The sequence below is a fragment of the Shewanella sairae genome (genome assembly GCF_023283535.1).
Classification (GTDB): domain Bacteria; phylum Pseudomonadota; class Gammaproteobacteria; order Enterobacterales; family Shewanellaceae; genus Shewanella; species Shewanella sairae.
The window spans coordinates 69257-84547 of the sequence record NZ_JAKILT010000005.1 but is presented as its reverse complement, the minus strand read 5'-3'; the positions used below and the strand labels follow the sequence as shown (position 1 = coordinate 84547).

At 42.9% G+C, this 15291-nt stretch carries 15 protein-coding genes; 8 read left to right on the top strand and 7 right to left on the bottom strand.

Annotation, left to right across the window (positions count from 1 at the left end; genetic code table 11):
* Positions 1-49 precede the first annotated feature (49 nt).
* Positions 50-355 carry a hypothetical protein gene (locus tag L2748_RS03385; RefSeq protein ID WP_220778935.1) on the top strand — a complete coding sequence of 102 codons (306 nt, stop codon included), beginning with the start codon at positions 50-52 and terminating at the stop codon, positions 353-355.
* A 68-nt stretch (positions 356-423) separates the two neighbouring features.
* Here the strand turns inward: L2748_RS03385 and L2748_RS03380 are convergent, their stop codons facing one another.
* The 4 genes from L2748_RS03380 to L2748_RS03365 all read right to left on the bottom strand — a co-directional run bounded on the left by L2748_RS03380 (position 424) and on the right by L2748_RS03365 (position 4878).
* On the bottom strand, positions 424-633 hold the full coding sequence (locus L2748_RS03380) for a TOBE domain-containing protein (protein ID WP_012278778.1): 210 nt from the start codon (positions 631-633) through the stop codon (positions 424-426).
* Between the two features lie 316 nt (positions 634-949).
* Positions 950-2083: a 23S rRNA (uracil(747)-C(5))-methyltransferase RlmC gene (gene rlmC, locus L2748_RS03375; protein WP_220778937.1), complete on the bottom strand. Its 1134-nt coding sequence runs from the start codon at positions 2081-2083 to the stop codon at positions 950-952.
* Positions 2084-2310: 227 nt separating this feature from the next.
* Positions 2311-3480 carry an MFS transporter gene (locus L2748_RS03370; protein WP_220778939.1) on the bottom strand — a complete coding sequence of 390 codons (1170 nt, stop codon included), beginning with the start codon at positions 3478-3480 and terminating at the stop codon, positions 2311-2313.
* Positions 3481-3840: 360 nt separating this feature from the next.
* Positions 3841-4878: a class I SAM-dependent rRNA methyltransferase gene (locus L2748_RS03365; RefSeq protein ID WP_220778940.1), complete on the bottom strand. Its 1038-nt coding sequence runs from the start codon at positions 4876-4878 to the stop codon at positions 3841-3843.
* Positions 4879-5114: 236 nt separating this feature from the next.
* On the opposite strand from L2748_RS03365, the gene L2748_RS03360 reads away from it, so the two are divergent.
* Positions 5115-5696 (top strand): esterase/lipase family protein, encoded by a 582-nt coding sequence (locus tag L2748_RS03360; protein ID WP_220778941.1) that lies wholly within the window; start codon positions 5115-5117, stop codon positions 5694-5696.
* A 63-nt stretch (positions 5697-5759) separates the two neighbouring features.
* On the opposite strand, the gene L2748_RS03355 is transcribed toward L2748_RS03360, so the two are convergent.
* Both L2748_RS03355 and L2748_RS03350 read right to left on the bottom strand, forming a co-directional pair.
* Complete coding sequence (locus L2748_RS03355; RefSeq protein ID WP_246616075.1) at positions 5760-7112, bottom strand: sensor histidine kinase; 1353 nt, start codon at positions 7110-7112, stop codon at positions 5760-5762.
* Positions 7106-7795, bottom strand: a complete 690-nt coding sequence (locus tag L2748_RS03350; protein ID WP_220778942.1) for a response regulator transcription factor — start codon at positions 7793-7795, stop codon at positions 7106-7108. The genes L2748_RS03355 and L2748_RS03350 overlap by 7 nt, the downstream gene beginning before the upstream one ends.
* Before the next feature lie 128 nt (positions 7796-7923).
* On the opposite strand from L2748_RS03350, the gene L2748_RS03345 reads away from it, so the two are divergent.
* From L2748_RS03345 to L2748_RS03330, 4 genes are all read left to right on the top strand, one after another.
* Positions 7924-8979, top strand: a complete 1056-nt coding sequence (locus L2748_RS03345) for a glycosyltransferase family 2 protein (protein WP_220778947.1) — start codon at positions 7924-7926, stop codon at positions 8977-8979.
* Positions 8979-10430 carry an ArnT family glycosyltransferase gene (locus L2748_RS03340; protein ID WP_220778949.1) on the top strand — a complete coding sequence of 484 codons (1452 nt, stop codon included), beginning with the start codon at positions 8979-8981 and terminating at the stop codon, positions 10428-10430. Before L2748_RS03345 ends, L2748_RS03340 begins: the two co-directional genes overlap by 1 nt.
* A complete protein-coding gene (locus L2748_RS03335) occupies positions 10415-10891 on the top strand; it encodes a GtrA family protein (RefSeq protein ID WP_220778951.1) in 477 nt (158 codons plus the stop codon). The genes L2748_RS03340 and L2748_RS03335 overlap by 16 nt, the downstream gene beginning before the upstream one ends.
* 147 nt (positions 10892-11038) lie before the next feature.
* The gene (locus tag L2748_RS03330) at positions 11039-12616 is read left to right on the top strand and encodes an FG-GAP repeat domain-containing protein (RefSeq protein ID WP_220778953.1); all 1578 of its coding nucleotides are present in this window, start codon (positions 11039-11041) and stop codon (positions 12614-12616) included.
* Positions 12617-12853: 237 nt separating this feature from the next.
* On the opposite strand, the gene L2748_RS03325 is transcribed toward L2748_RS03330, so the two are convergent.
* A complete protein-coding gene (locus L2748_RS03325; RefSeq protein WP_220778961.1) occupies positions 12854-13063 on the bottom strand; it encodes a transposase in 210 nt (69 codons plus the stop codon).
* A 455-nt stretch (positions 13064-13518) separates the two neighbouring features.
* Between L2748_RS03325 and L2748_RS03320 the strand changes: the two genes are divergently transcribed.
* Entirely contained in the window at positions 13519-14193 is a 675-nt protein-coding gene (locus tag L2748_RS03320) for a YiaD family glycine zipper/OmpA-like lipoprotein (RefSeq protein WP_220778963.1), read from the top strand.
* A gap of 268 nt (positions 14194-14461) precedes the next feature.
* On the top strand, positions 14462-15256 hold the full coding sequence (locus L2748_RS03315; RefSeq protein ID WP_373317174.1) for a molybdate ABC transporter substrate-binding protein: 795 nt from the start codon (positions 14462-14464) through the stop codon (positions 15254-15256).
* Positions 15257-15291: the final 35 nt, after the last annotated feature.

The window sequence follows — 15291 nt, the reverse complement described above, 5'->3', positions numbered from 1 at the left end:
ATTTCATGTTAGTACATGTGTGTACAAAAAAACGTCAATGGAGGGCGTCATGCTAGTGTTAGCAGTAGGAGCGGGGTTGATACTTTTAGGGCTTGCCTTTATGGGGCTGCCAGAGCTTAACCGCACGCTAAAACAACATGATAGAGCGCAATGGGAAGTGTTTGCTAAGCAAGGTAGAGGGCGTATGAGCTTATTTTCTTGGACCTTGAGCAGAGGCTTTGAGAGCTCAGAAAATATTGATATCCAATATGCAGGTTTAATTGCCTATAAGTACGCAACGCGGATTAAGTACATTATTTTGCTAGGCGTTTCTTTAGTGATTATTGGGGCGATTATGTTTTTAGTTAATCGCTAATCTCGACTTTTGAAAACAAAAAAGCCGCAACCACGATAGTGTTTGCGGCTTTTTCATTAAGCATATGCTTAGTCTACAGCAACCATTACGTTGCTTGCTTTGATGATCGCGTAAGCTTGACCACCAACAACTAGACCTAGTTGCTCGCAAGATTTCTTAGTTACAACAGAAGTGATTTCAACACCTGGTGCTAGTTCGATAACAACTTCGTTGTTTACTGAACCTTCGTCGATTGACTTGATAGTACCGTTTAGTGTGTTGCGTGCGCTGATTTTCATAAGTATATCCTTAATGGTTAAGTCATTATTATAATTGGCTTATTTATATAATGATATCCAAGGAAGGACAATATGTCGCGTTATCTTGGTTGTGATCACATTTAGTGGTTTCAAAGCGATGTTTTTGTGACTTTAATCATATTTTGCTGGTTGGTTGTTCATATGTTACTAATTTAAAGGAAGTTAATAATGCTGGGTTTTAGAGCTTACAGGTGGAAAGTTGAGGGGAGAACGGTGCAATACAGAACTAAGAAAATGCGCAGGCTTAGCGCTTTGTCGAAGTAAGCCTGCTGCACTGATGATTATACTTGGCTGATTATTGCTTAATTAGCATCACTAACACTTCAAAATGATCTGTGTGCGGGAACATATCAAATAACTGTACTTTCTGGACTCGATAGCCTTGAATGTTGGCTAAGTCTTTCGCTAAAGAGTGCGGGTTACAGCTTGAATATAAAATGGCTTTAGGCGCAAATGCCGACAGTGATTCACATAAGTCTTTGCCAATGCCGCGACGTGGTGGGTTAACAATGACCACATCAGGTTTATCGGTTGCATTACAGCCTTGTGCAAAGCCTGTTGAATCCAGTGCGGTAAAGCTTACTTGAGTGAGTCCCATGGCTTCAGCCGAAATTTTGGCGCAGGCAATGGCTTCGCTAGAGATTTCAATTCCTGTTAGTGGAATACTTTTTGATGCGCAGTGCAGCCCAAAACCACCTACACCACAGAAAAGGTCCCATAAGGAGCTCGGCTGTAGTTCAGCAACCCACTCGCGAGCCGTTTGGTAAAGTTTGGCTGCGATCTCTGGATGAGTTTGAAAGAAGCTCTTTGGGCGAATAAACAGCGGCACATCGTTAAACTGTTCAGATAAACGTGTTTCTTCGGTTAAGAATATCTCTTCTTCACCTTCCAAAATCGCCATATGCACAGGCTGAATATTGACTGATACCACTTTAATTTGTGGGTACTCACTCAGTAACTGCGGCAGTTCGCGCTCAATGCGTGCAATCGATTTATGGGATTTAAGCACAAAGCGAAGTAAGTACTCGCCTTTAATTTGGCTGCGGGTCAACAGAATAAATTTCAGCTCACCTTTGGCTTTATCAACATTGTATGGCGGGATGCCAGCTTGACGAACAAACAGCTCTAAGCGATGCAATAGTTGTTGCATATCGGCTGGATAAAGCTGGCAATCACATAAGCTAACTGGTTCGCCTGTGGGGGACACTATGCCTAAAATAGGTTGGTGTGCAGCACCGAGAACCACCATTTTAGCTTTATTCCTAAAACCGCTATCTGGCCCAAATACAGGTTGGTGCCATTGCTCAACACTGAAGTTATTCAGCAGTTGGGTTAATACCTGCGACTTGGCATCGACTTGTTCTGGCATTGGTTGCTGAATATGACGACAAGAAAGACACTGCTGTTGATCAAAGTGGGCACATTTCACTAATTGGGTTCTCTAAAGCGTTGGCTGGATAATTGTTGCTGACCATTTCTGACGATTAAGTATGTTAGATATGGTCTGGTCTGCGATAAAGCGAGTCATCTCGACATATTTTAGTGGTTTTTTTATAAAAAATCGCCCCTAAAAATTATGGTTATCTATCAGCGGCGCAAAAACTAAAAGCGCAGCTGTCGCTGCGCTTTTACGGTGTGGGTTATCTATTAAATTGATTAGCCAATAGCAGGAGTGTGGCCGCTACGAGTATTTTGTAGGCTTTTAATCAACATATAAATTGATGTTGTCGTTAACACCACTGCTAAGTAGGTGATAAGCGAATGCGCAGAGGTACTGCTGTGCTCAGCAATCACAGGACCAAATACAGAACCGACACTGTAGCTCAGGAGCATAAGCTCTGTTGCAGCAACGATCTTCTCCAGTGCCATTGTCTCACAAGCGAGAGTAATAGCGATTGGGTAAAGCGCAAAGCAGCTTGCACCCAGTAAGAAATAGCAAGTCGTCACGAACGCGACAGAAGTGCCGTCAGCGATCCCCACGATACCAATTGTGCCTAATAAGCAAAATAGTGCCATTAGCAAGCTTTTGCTAATGCGAGTTGATAAATAACTCACCAAAGGTTGCACTAACATACCGCCTAAAATAATAATCGCCATCAAGAAGGCAGTGCGCTCGTTACTGGCAAATTGACCATTAATATAGCTTGGCATAAGGCCATAAATGGGGCCTAACAACATACCTGAAACTAAGCAGCCAATGACCGCTGGCAAGCTGATTTTCTTGACTTCTTTTAAGCTAATCTTTTGATGTGCTAACGCTTCTGGCTGGCCTTTTTTCACTAGCAGAGGTGGCAAGATAGCGAGCATTAATAAGCCGATTACCCAGTAGAATGGACCGTTGCCATTAACACCTAGTGGACCAATCGCTAGCTGCCCTAATGCGCTACCGCCATAAAGCGATGTCATATATAGACCCAAACGCTTGGCTCTTTGCTTAGCACTGTCAGCCATAAGCAACCAAGACTCGACCACCACAAATACGCCAGCAACAGCAAAACCTGCCACAAAGCGAGATACTAACCAAACCGGACCGGTAGGCATCGCAAGCATGGCCACAATTGTTAGCGTTAGCATGGTTAAGAATAAGATCAACGAAAATCGGTGGCCGACTTTGGCCACGATATTCTGAATACAGGTCGTACCGACTAAAATACCCAAATAGAAGATGCTCGCTAACCATGCGACCAACGAGCTATCCATGCCAAATGATGCCAATGACAGTGGAATTAGACTCATTAAGAAGCCTGAGGCAATTGCGAAAAATGATAAACCAGCAACAGGTACGAACGTACTGTTTTTGTATGGTTTGCAGGCAGAATTTTCCACCTCTATCTCCTATAGGTTGATACTTTTTAAGGTTTGACTGTTGATTTGAGGAAGCGGATTTTATGCTTTTAATATAGAAAGTAAAGCTTAATTTATATACAAGGTGATAAAAAACAAATTTTTAGCGAATATTTATTTTATCTTGCTGATATTAAGGGGTTTAATTTTATTTGTGTGAGTAGTTGATGATACATTTAAAGGCTTGTTAATTGCGTTTTGTAGCGGATGTGTTTTTTGCGGAAACTGGGCTTATTATTGCTTATTAAACTGATGTTTATGGCGGTTAGGAAAGAAGGTTTGCTTGGGGTGGTTAAAAGTGCAGGTTTGTCGCCTGCATTTTTAACCATATAAGTTGAGTAATTAGCTAAGCTGTAATGCAACGATTTTTAATGGATGGTTACCATCAAATGAAGGGAAGTCTTCATGGCAATCTAACCAAGTGTGCTCAGTCACTTCACGCCCTTGCTTTTCGACACAGCGTACAAGGCTGGCAAACCATTCATCACGGTCAACTTTAGCAACGTTATTGCAGCACACAATCGTGCCGCCTGCTTTGGTGGTTAACAGTGCTGGCTTAAATAGGCTCTGGTAGTCGTTAATTAAGTCGACAATACCAAATGGGCTTTTAGCGTATCTTGGTGGGTCAAGGAACACTAGATCAAACTGGGTTGCTGAGAGTTTCGGATAAGCGGGCAGCTTTTGATTGCGTCGACCACCGACTTTAAGGCCTGCTAGCTGTCTAAGTGCTGGGAAGGCATCGCTTTGAATAAACTCACATACATTCTCTGCTTGGTTTAGCGCTGCGTTTTTGCGGCCTGCTGCTAAAGCAAATGATGAGAAGTCGACGTTAACCACACGTGTTGCGCCGCCAACGGCAGCTGCAGTACCAATGCCACAGGTATAAGAGAACAGGTTAAGTACGCTTTTGCCTTGGCTATTCGCTGCGACATATTCGCGGCCAATGCGCATATCTAAAAACAGTAATGGGTCTTGGCCTTCATGGCGTAACTTACTGGTGAAATTAATGCCATTTTCCTGCATGAGCTGTTCACTCGTCGCAATCTCTTGCAATGCTCCAGCAAGTGGGTTTAATACGCGTGAGTTTTTGTCTGAGCGGTCATTATAGATAACTGGCAACTCGGCAAGCAGGCTTAGTTGCTCAGTGATATCTGTTAATTCGGTTTCAGTTAGCGATTGGTGAAAGCTTTGGATAAGCCAAGCACTACCATAACGATCGATATTGAGCCCATTGCAACCTTCAACTGTGCCATGGAAGATGCGATAGCAATCAGTTTGCTGTGTCTTTGCTTGTTGCAGAAACTCTGCACGCTTGGCAATGGCTTGGCTTAATGCTTCAGAAACAGCTAAAACAGCTGGGTTCGATGGTAAGGTCGACATAAATATGGGCTCATTTGAAAGATTGTCAGAGGTGACGGACTAATGATAGCAAAAATGCATTAATAAATACCCCAATCTTATTGGAAGCACCCGGAAGAATAGAGCTTAACAGTCATAATTTTGGCTGCTACAGGGTATTTTCTGGTTTGGTATAAAAGTTAGCTAAAGCTGTGTATGGTTGATGGAGCTATATATTAAATATTGAGCATGTTTGCGAATTTGCTAAGGAGTGGCATATGAAAGTGGTATTGGTGCACGGCATATTTAATACGGGCCATGTGATGGGGGTATTGAAAAGGCGGATCCAGCAAGCAGGGCATGAATGTTTCTCACCAACACTAGCCTCTTTTGACGGACGTCATGGTATCGAAATCGCTGCAGTAAGCTTAGCTAAGCAAATTGATGCTCAATTTGGTACCAATGCTAAGATAGTACTGGTGGGGTTTAGTATGGGCGGCATTGTTGGCCGTTATTACATGCAATATTTGGGCGGTGCGGCGCGAGTTGAGCAATTTTTTGGTTTATCTGTTCCGCATAATGGCAGTTACTGGGCTTATTTACCTTACCCTTCAAAGGGGGTTAAGCAGTTACGACCCAAAAGTGATTTTTTGCTTGAGCTAGCGAAAACTGAAACAGTGTTAGAAAAAGTCAAGTTATACTCTTTTTGGACGCCGTTTGATTTTTCAGTTGTGCCAAGTAGCAGCTCTATTTGGCCGATAGCCGAGAACAAACGTTTTATCGTTATTCTACATCTTTCGGTGATATTCAGTCGCCGTATCGCTAATGAAATCTGTAATAGACTGCGATTAGCCACTTAAATGTTATTTTAATACCAATCAGTACAATGCCTGTTGTAGCTTGGTGAGCTGAGTACTAATTGCTTAACTATTAGGCCTTTCATTGGGAAAGGTTAGCCGCGCTCGACAGCCTTTTGGCTCTATATCTACCAGACTAAATTGCCATTGATAGCGTTGACATAGATTATCGACAATTAACAACCCCAATCCATGGCTATTTTCATCGCGGGTTTCTAATGCGCTAAGTCCGCGACCTTTATCTGTAATATCGATTTGTTGTGCATCTACAGTAATGATAATTTCCCCTGAATCACTGGCATTAATGGCATTGTTAATGATATTGCTGAGTAACATTCTTAGTACCGAAGGGGTGGGTTTGATCTTTGGTGCCTGCACAAACTTCAATGTTAAGCTGATATTTTTTGTGGTTGCAGCAATAAGTAATGGCGCAATAATTTGTTCGACTTCGGCGCTCTCTAAGGTTCTAGCGTCATTATTTGCCGTGCCTTTTTCTTGTTTGACGATGCTGAGCAGCGCATCAACGGTATTTTGCATTTCATAAGCGGCTCTTTGGATTCTGTCGCGCTGCCGAGCTTGAAACTCTGGCGTATTATTTTGCTCCTGTAACTTAGCTGCGCCGCTGATTACCGTTATAGGTGTGCGCAGTTCATGACTGGCATATCGAGCAAAAGCTTGCTCTTGTTTGATCATCATTTCATTTTGTTGACGATAATCATTAAGACTATGAGTTAGTTGGCTAAACTCTGTTGCTGATTGCTTTGGTACATAAAATGTTTTGTGTTCTTCTGGGGATTTGAGCTGCTTAACTAACTGCTCTACAGGTTCAACTAAACGCCGGCTTAACTTGTGAATGGCAAAACCAAATAATAAAAATAGTGATCCAATAAAGAAAAGTACAAACCAGTTAATTGATTGCCATTCCTCAGCGCTGAGTTCTACATTTTCAGCCGGCATGATTAAATAGAGTTGCTCAATATCACCATCAAGCTCAAATTCACTGCGATATAAAAAGAGTTCTTTTTCACTACTTTGATTATCATCTTCAAATAACTTAAAGCTAACTATTTCGTGCAGCATACCTGCTTGGCCACGATCTACTACCTCACCGGAGAAGCCGCTAGGAAATTGACTTAAGTCGCCGTAGGCTTCAGGTATGTAGTCGTGAGAGTAAAATGCTTGAACATGTAACCCTATCTGCAGCGGTTGTTTTGCTCCTTGCTGAAATAAGCTAATCGCAAATGGTGCACTGGCCTCTAATTCATGTTGATTCACTTCATCTTCAATCCACTGCATTAAGCTAAGCATAAAGATGTAAATGGTTAGACCGATCATTAGGGCGATTGCACTAAAATAAATAAGCAGCTTTTGTGGCAGACTGACGGCTGATGATGTGCGGTTGAACAAGCCGTTTAGCACGCTTTATCTCCAAGTTGTAATCTAAAGCCAACCTTCGGCACGGTCGCAAGCATAGGTTGTTTGAAAGGTTTATCTAACTGATTGCGTAGTTGATACATGTGGCTGCGTAATATGTCACTGCTAGGTGGAGACTGTCCCCATATCTCATCAATAATCTGTTCACGTTTTACAATATTCGGTGCGTTTTTGATTAACAGTAATAGGATTTGATAGGTTATTGGTGTGAGCGCGAGCTGCATATTTTGGCGCGATGCTTGGTGCTTAGCGATATTGATTTCAATATCACCGAATTTAAGTGAACCTTGAGCGACTTCACCCCGGTGGCGTTTGATTAAAGCTTGTATGCGGGCATCAACAACGTCTAAGTCGAAAGGTTTACCAAGGTAGTCATCGGCGCCACAATCAAAACCCATTAATAGGTCAGCTTTATTATCTAATGCCGTTAACATTAAAATTGGCGTGCTGCACCCTAATGAACGCAGGGCTTTGCAGAGACTAAGGCCATCAAGCTTTGGCAACATAAGATCGAGAATAATAGCGTCAAAGTCAAAAGCTTGTGCAAGTGACAGCCCAAGCTCGCCGTTATCGGCAAAATCCAGCTCCATCCCCTTGGCTTCAAAGTAATCGCCAAGGATCCCCGCGACATCACTGTTATCTTCAATTATCAGTAGTTTAATTGTCATTACTTCAAGCTCATCACTGCATTTATAAGGTCGATGTTAGCATTTTTATGTGGAAAAAATGTCAATGACATTTTCTTCACCTATGGCTAGGCATGCTAGTGTCAAATTCGTCGCTGTAGGACAAACTTATGCCTTATTATTCGCCTAGTCAAAGCTCAAATAGCACTGAGATCTGTTTATCTGTTGTTGTACCGTTATTTAATGAATCCCTAATGATAAAGCCGCTAATTGAGCGGTTAACTAAAGTACTATCAACCCTTGATGAGCGTAGTGAAATCGTTTTTGTTGATGATGGTAGTAGTGATGATTCATGGCAGCAGGTTAGTGAACTACCTCTTGTCGACAATGAATATCAGTGTATCAAGTTAAGCCGTAACTTTGGTAAAGAGGCGGCAATGTCGGCAGGACTTGAGCACGCGAGGGGCTTAGCGGTAATTATGCTTGATGCCGATCTACAAGACCCGCCAGAAATGATCCCAGATATGCTAGTTCAATGGCGCGCAGGGTACGATATCGTCAATATGAAGCGCAGAAAACGCTTAGGTGAGACCTGGTTTAAGCGCTTTTCAGCAGCGTGTTTTTATAAGTTAATGAATTGGGTCTCTGATTCACCAGTACCTGAAAATGTCGGTGACTTTCGCCTAATGAGCCGTCAAGTTGTTGATAGTATTAAAGCCTTGCCTGAACGTAATCGCTTTATGAAAGGCCTGTTTAGTTGGCCTGGGTTTTCGCAAAAAACACTTGAGTTTGATCGCGATCCACGCTTTGTTGGTGACACCAAATGGAACTACGGCAAGCTGTTTGGATTAGCAATGGATGGCATCACCTCTTTTAGTTTTAAACCGCTTAGATTAGCGACTTGGTGTGGCGTTATTACCGCTATGAGTGCATTTGCATATGGCGGCTGGATTGTGGCTAATACACTGATTTTTGGTGGCAGTGTTGCCGGTTATCCATCGCTGATGGTCGTACAGTTAGCGCTGGCGGGGATTCAACTTTTAGCACTCGGTTTAATTGGTGAGTACCTAGGTCGCGTGTTTGTTGAAGTGAAACAGCGACCAATCTACCTGATAGAAGAGGTATCCCATAAAGAGTCTTTGTCTCAAGTGCAGCAACGTCATAATCGAAACGCGGGCTTTACTGAAGTAGCGAAAGGCAATGTTAGCTATTTGGGAGCTAAGTAATGCTCAAAACTGCTGAATGCCGCAATAGCCTTGCGGTCCTTTTAATCTTAGTATTGGTGAGAATGTTACTTTTGCCTTGGTATCCGCTTATGGATACCACAGAGGCGCGCTATGGAGAAATGGCGCGGCTGATGGTTGAAACTGGCAACTGGATTACCCCACTGTTTGACTATAACGTACCGTTTTGGGGGAAACCTCCGTTACACACATGGATGAGTGCCAGCTCCATTTTAGCTTTTGGGGTTAACGAGTTTGCTGTGCGTTTTCCCCATTGGTTAGCCGCGGTACTGGTCCTAGCTTGTGTCGGTGCGTTTGCAAAGCGTCTTGGCTTACCTGTGTTGAACATTCTAATTATCTTGGCCTCGACAGTGGTCTTTTCGATTAGTGCTGGCGCAGTAATGACGGATATGGCGCTAACGCTTGGCACCACTTTGAGCATGGTCGGTTTTTACTTATGTTGGCAGGGAGACAAACTTTGGGGTTACGCCGGCTTTATTGGGTTGGCGATTGGCCTACTTGCAAAGGGACCGGTAGCTCTGGTGTTATTTGCCATCGGTACCGGTTTATGGCTACTTTGGCAATATGGCACGATAAAGCTTTGGCGACAATTATGGCAACGGGTGCCACTGCTTAGTGGTTTAGCCCTAATGTTAGCGATTGCATTGCCTTGGTACGTTATTGCAGAGCAAACCACTCCGGGTTTTTTAAATTACTTTATTGTGGGTGAGCATTGGTCTCGGTTTGTTGATAGTGGCTGGGAAGGAGATTTGTACGGTAGTGCGCACGATGAAGTGCGCGGGACGATTTGGTTGTATTTTGTGGTGGCGGCCATGCCTTGGTCACTGTTTCTGCCGCGTGCCTTATATCTGCTTTTTAAGCAGGCAAAGCAAGATGCGGCTCAACAAGTGACTGCTCAACGAGCAATAGTAAAGCGGGAACGAGTCGAGCAAGAAATAGCTCAGCAAGATAGTACCAATGGTTTAGCGAGTTATTTAGTGTGTTGGATGATAGCGCCAATGGTGCTGTTCACTCTTGCTGGCAATATCTTACCCGCCTATGTTCTGCCGGGGATCCCCGCGTTAGCACTCTTGTTGGGGCTTGCCTGGCGTGACAGCAAACTACCAGGGTTAAATGTTATTGCGATCAGCATTGCTGTGTTGCTCATTGCGACTGTTGCAGTGCTGCATTTTGGGCCTGGTAAAGATAAAAGTGAGCGTTGGTTGTTAGCGCAGCGCAGTGATGTATTGCCGACTTATTACTGGCAAAACCAGCCGTTTTCAGCGCGTTTTTATAGTGCCGGTCAAGCAAATAAAATTCATAGTTTAACTGAGGTTAAAGCTAATAATTTCTATTTGGTGATCAGCAATAAGCTAAAGCCTGCAGAGTTTGCTGATTGTCAGCAAGTGGCTAATAACAACAAACGAGGTTTGCTTAAATGTCGTCGAAATTAGCCGCTTCGGCACAGAGTATAGCTAAAGCAAACGGCCCCAATCTAGGTGATAAATACCAAGCATTTGCACGTTTTTTAATTGTGGGTGCGGGTGTATTTGTCGTTGATGCAACGCTGTTTTACCTGCTGTTTCACCTTTTTGGTTTAGGTTTGATGCAGGCTCGCAGTTTGGCTTTCGCGACAGCGGTAATAGTGTCTTGGTTTATTAACCGCAACTGGACCTTTAATCGGCGTCAACATCGGCCAAAAGTAAAACAGCTTAGCGCCTCTATCTTGGTGGCTTGCACAGCTGCAATAGCCAACCTTAGTGTGTTTTACCTTCTGAATTTCTTATTCAAGCCATTGCTGTTTAGCCAGTCTTTGCTTGTGAGTTTGAGCTTTGCTTTAGGAGTATTAGCTGGGCTTGGGGTTAATTGGTTAGGCGCTAATTACTGGACCTTCTCTGCAAAAGTCACGGGGTGAAAATGCCTCGTTATCGGCATATTAGTGCCCTTGTGTTACAAACTGTTAACCAATGGTTTCGTTATGAGTGAAAAACCGTTAGTTTCTTTAGCTCTGCTTTACGGGCGGTAAATGATGAGTTGATGCGTAATACAAGGAGTTATATTGATGAGATTAATACTTAAAGGTCTGCTAGGGACTTGTGCCATTGTTGCTGGAGGCTTGTCATTATCTGCCAATGCAAAGTCTTCGCTTAACTTTACTGAGTTAACGATCAATGCGCCTTTTGAATTAACTCATCCAATTATAGCTGCTGACTTGTTAGCTGTGCCGGGCAAAGAGTTAGTGGCTTTTGGTATTGATGATTTAAATCAACGTTGGATGGCGATTTACCAACTCAATCAAGGACAATATCAGCTGTCTTTTAAGCAGGAGCTACCTCAAGAGTTACACAGTTTCGATATCACTGAGTCGACAGGTAATGAGCTACAACAATTGTACTTTTTATCACAGGATAAATTGCAGTTATTGGTGAATAGCCCTAATAGTGCTGACTGGCAAATTGATACTGTGGCTGAGATCCACTCTTTATCTTTTAAAGATCGACCAGACTTTATTAGTCGTGGCAAATTCATTCAAGATCTTAATGGCGATCAACACGATGACATATTGATCCATGACTTCTCCCAAGCACATTTATTTATAGCAACTGACACGGGGTTTGAGCGGCAAACATTACCGATAAAACCGCAATCACGACTGTTTGATGATGGCGCGACTTATACGCAGTCAAAGCTGTATGTCAGTGACGTTAACCTAGATGGCCTGATGGATATCGTTAAGATTGGTGAAGGTGAGCTTGAAGTCTATAAGCAAAATCAACCGGTGCAAGCAGTAACCAATATTGAAGCGTCACAGAAGCTTAATGAACAGAGCGAAAAAGTCTTCACTTTTAACCCGGTTGCCGAGTTTATTTCAGTGCGCCAACCCATTAGCGGTATCGATTGGTGGAATAAGCGTGATGCTTATGGTGAGCAGTTAGATCAAAGTGAATTGGTTTACCGTAAAGTCGAAGAGCTTAAAGATCTTAATAATGATGGCATTACGGATATGGTGATCCGTTACACCAAGAGCAGTGGTGTGTTTGATAGGGTGAATGATTATGAGATTTATCTAGGTGAAAACCGACAAGGCAAACTTAGCTTCCCAAAGGAGGCGAGTAGTGTGGTTAGAGCCGAAGGTACGCTAACGGGTTTGGAGTTTGTGGATATAGATAATGACAACAAAGATGAAGTTTTAGTGGCGGGTTTTGATATTGGTTTAACCCAGATCATCGGGGCGCTGGTATCAGGCAGTATCGATCAAGATGTACACGTGTTTAAGATGGATAGTGATGGGCGTTTTAGTGACGACTCAAATGTGACTAAAGAGGTTGAGCTGAATTTCAGTTTAAGCTCGGGTCAAGCTGGTAGCCCGGTGGTTAAGCTTGCTGATCTTAATGGTGATGGTTTTAAAGAGCTGATTTTATCTAATGATGAATCTAGCTTGAAGATTTATTTAGGCCAAGCGGGTGAGGCGCCATTTGCTCGCAAGGGTCAAGAACACCAACTGCAGTTGCCCGTTGAAGGTAGCATGCTTAAGACGGAAGATCTGAATGGTGACGGCCGCGAAGACATATTGATAAAATATGGGCGCCAAGATGATGCCGACTTATCTAATTTGTTTAAGGTGTTTCTTGCAAGCTAAGCACTCATTTGCGGTAGTTAGAATAAAAAATGGAACCAGAGGGTTCCATTTTTTAACTGGATAAGCAGATATTGCATCAAGATAGGTTTTATTTATACCTTCATCATGCAATAGGGTGCAGAGGCGAAAATGACATTAAGCGTAATATTATTTTATAGAGTTAGCGCATTAATTTTTTATTTCGTTGGGGCGAAAATGGCCTTTTCCGCCTCTGCTAACAGGGTACAGCCTGTTAAATTAGCGACGACGTAAAAGCTGTTTAATGCGTAAACCGAGTAATTTTGTTTGCTGCATAATAGGTAAACGGGTTCGTTGAGAACCTTGCTCACTTTCATGCACGATTTGATAGACTTTTTTTGTCGATAGACCGTAGTCTTTTGCTACGTCCGACAATAGGCGACCATTGTTTTTTACTTCGTTAATAACGCTAAGGTTGATTGCATCCATCGTATTCTCTCTATCAATTCTAATGTTAAACATCAGTGGCTTGTACGTCTTTGAGTGTGGTGACGGAATTCCCTAGGCTAGGTCGTGCTGCTGACTTTGCCGTTATTCTCTGAGCCTTGTTATTATTTATTTTTATTGTCAGAGGTTACTCAATAATGAGTATGCTTAGGTTGTGCCAACTTAAATGTTTTTTTTAATTCATTACTTTTCATAAGGTTAATTATTTGAGGTGATAAAACAGTGCATGATAAATCCAATTTAACGCACTATTTTGGTGCGTTTGCGCAATTTTGGTGCATTAAAGGCGCGGTGAAAAATTGAGATGAGTGTTTGATTTTTATGCTGTTGGGCATAGAAGTCATTGTCTAATTTACTCGGCTTTATATACTGCTTTCTAAATACAACTTATATGTCGTCGCTTTTGATGCTAATCAAGAGCAGTTAGGAGTAGTAAAATGAGTGTTAAAGCGAGTTCTATGCTTGTGGGGGGCTTAATCGCTGCCATGATGGTCTCTGGTTGCCAAACAACTAATCCATACACCAATGAATCTCAAAATGGCAAAGCAACAAATGGCGCATTGATTGGCGCTATTGCTGGCGCTGCGATTGGCGTCGCTTCATCAAGTAAAAGCGACCGCGGTAAAGGTGCATTAATTGGCGCGGCATCGGGTGCGGCTTTAGGTGGCGGTATTGGCTACTACATGGATGTGCAGGAAGCTGAGCTACGTAAGCAACTCCGTGCATCTGGTGTTAGTGTTACTCGTAGCGGCGACAACATTATTCTCAACATGCCAAATGATGTGACATTTGGTGTCGATCAAACAGATTTAAGCCAACGAGCACAGCAAGTGCTTGATAGCGTAGTGTTGGTCGCACTGGAATATGACGAGACTAAGTTAAATGTAATGGGCCATACCGATAGCTCTGGTGCCGAATCTTATAACTTAAGACTGTCTCAAGTGCGTGCTAGTGAAGTGGCAAATTACTTAACTCAACATAAAGTGCCTGCGATGCGAGTTGCGTCTCATGGTATGGGTGAGTCTAAACCGATTGCATCAAACCAAACCAAGCAAGGCCGCGCTGAAAACCGCCGTGTAGAAATTATTTTAAGCCCAATGCCTAAAGCATAAGCTTTATTGATTTAATTGTTTGTAAGCCACCGCAAGGTGGCTTTTTTGATCTATCGCGTTAGATGAAAGGCTTTAGGTATTGAGCGCATAGCTGGGACTTTTTGTCTTTAATTAGTTGTTAGTGCGTGACTAAGCTCGCGTGGTTACATACTTAAACTGTCGCTATGGGCTCAGGCATTGTGATTTAGTATTAGATGTTTTCTCATTAGCTTAATGTCATGTGCTTGCACATAAATCAATGTTAAAAAGATAAAATGAACGGAAAGAAATGATGAAAAAATGGATCTTAGTATCACTATTAAGCTTACCTTTTGCAGCTAACGCTAACCCGATAGAGTTACGTGCGGCTGGTAGCTTGAAAAATGCCATGAATGATATTGTTGCGGCGTATCAGCAGCAGGGGGATATAAAAGTCGCGGCTGACTTTGGTCCTTCTGGTTTATTGCGTAAGCGCATTGAAAATGGCGAACAAGTGGACCTATTTGCATCGGCCAATATGAAGCACCCAAAAACACTTGCCTCGGCGGGTAAAGGCGAAAACGTCGTCATGTTTGCCCGCAATCAAATGTGCGCATTGGCTCAGCCTAACGTCAACATTGATAGCGATGGGCTATTAAGTGTCATGCTGGACCCGAATATCCGTGTGGGAACGTCAACGCCTAAAGCCGATCCATCAGGTGACTACGCGTGGAAAATATTTGCTAAAGCGGGTGATGTAAAAGCTGGGGCTAAAACTCAGCTTGAACAAAAAGCACTGCAGCTTACCGGTGGTGAGAAAAGCGCAAAGGCACCTAAAGGCCGTAATACTTATGGTTGGGTAATGGAAAATAAGCGCGCGGATGTATTTCTAACCTATTGTACTAATGCAGTATTGGCGCAAAAAGAGGTCAAGGATTTACAAATCGTGCAGATGCCTGCGCCGCTAGCTGTTGGTGCTAATTATGGCTTGATTGTGCTTGATGACGCACAAAAAAATGCGTGGAAATTAGCGATGTTTATTCTGTCAGAGCCTGGACAAACGATACTGGCTGATTACGGTTTTGATGCACCGTTAAAGCAGTAATCGTGACAAATTTTTATCACTAAAAGCAAAAAAGG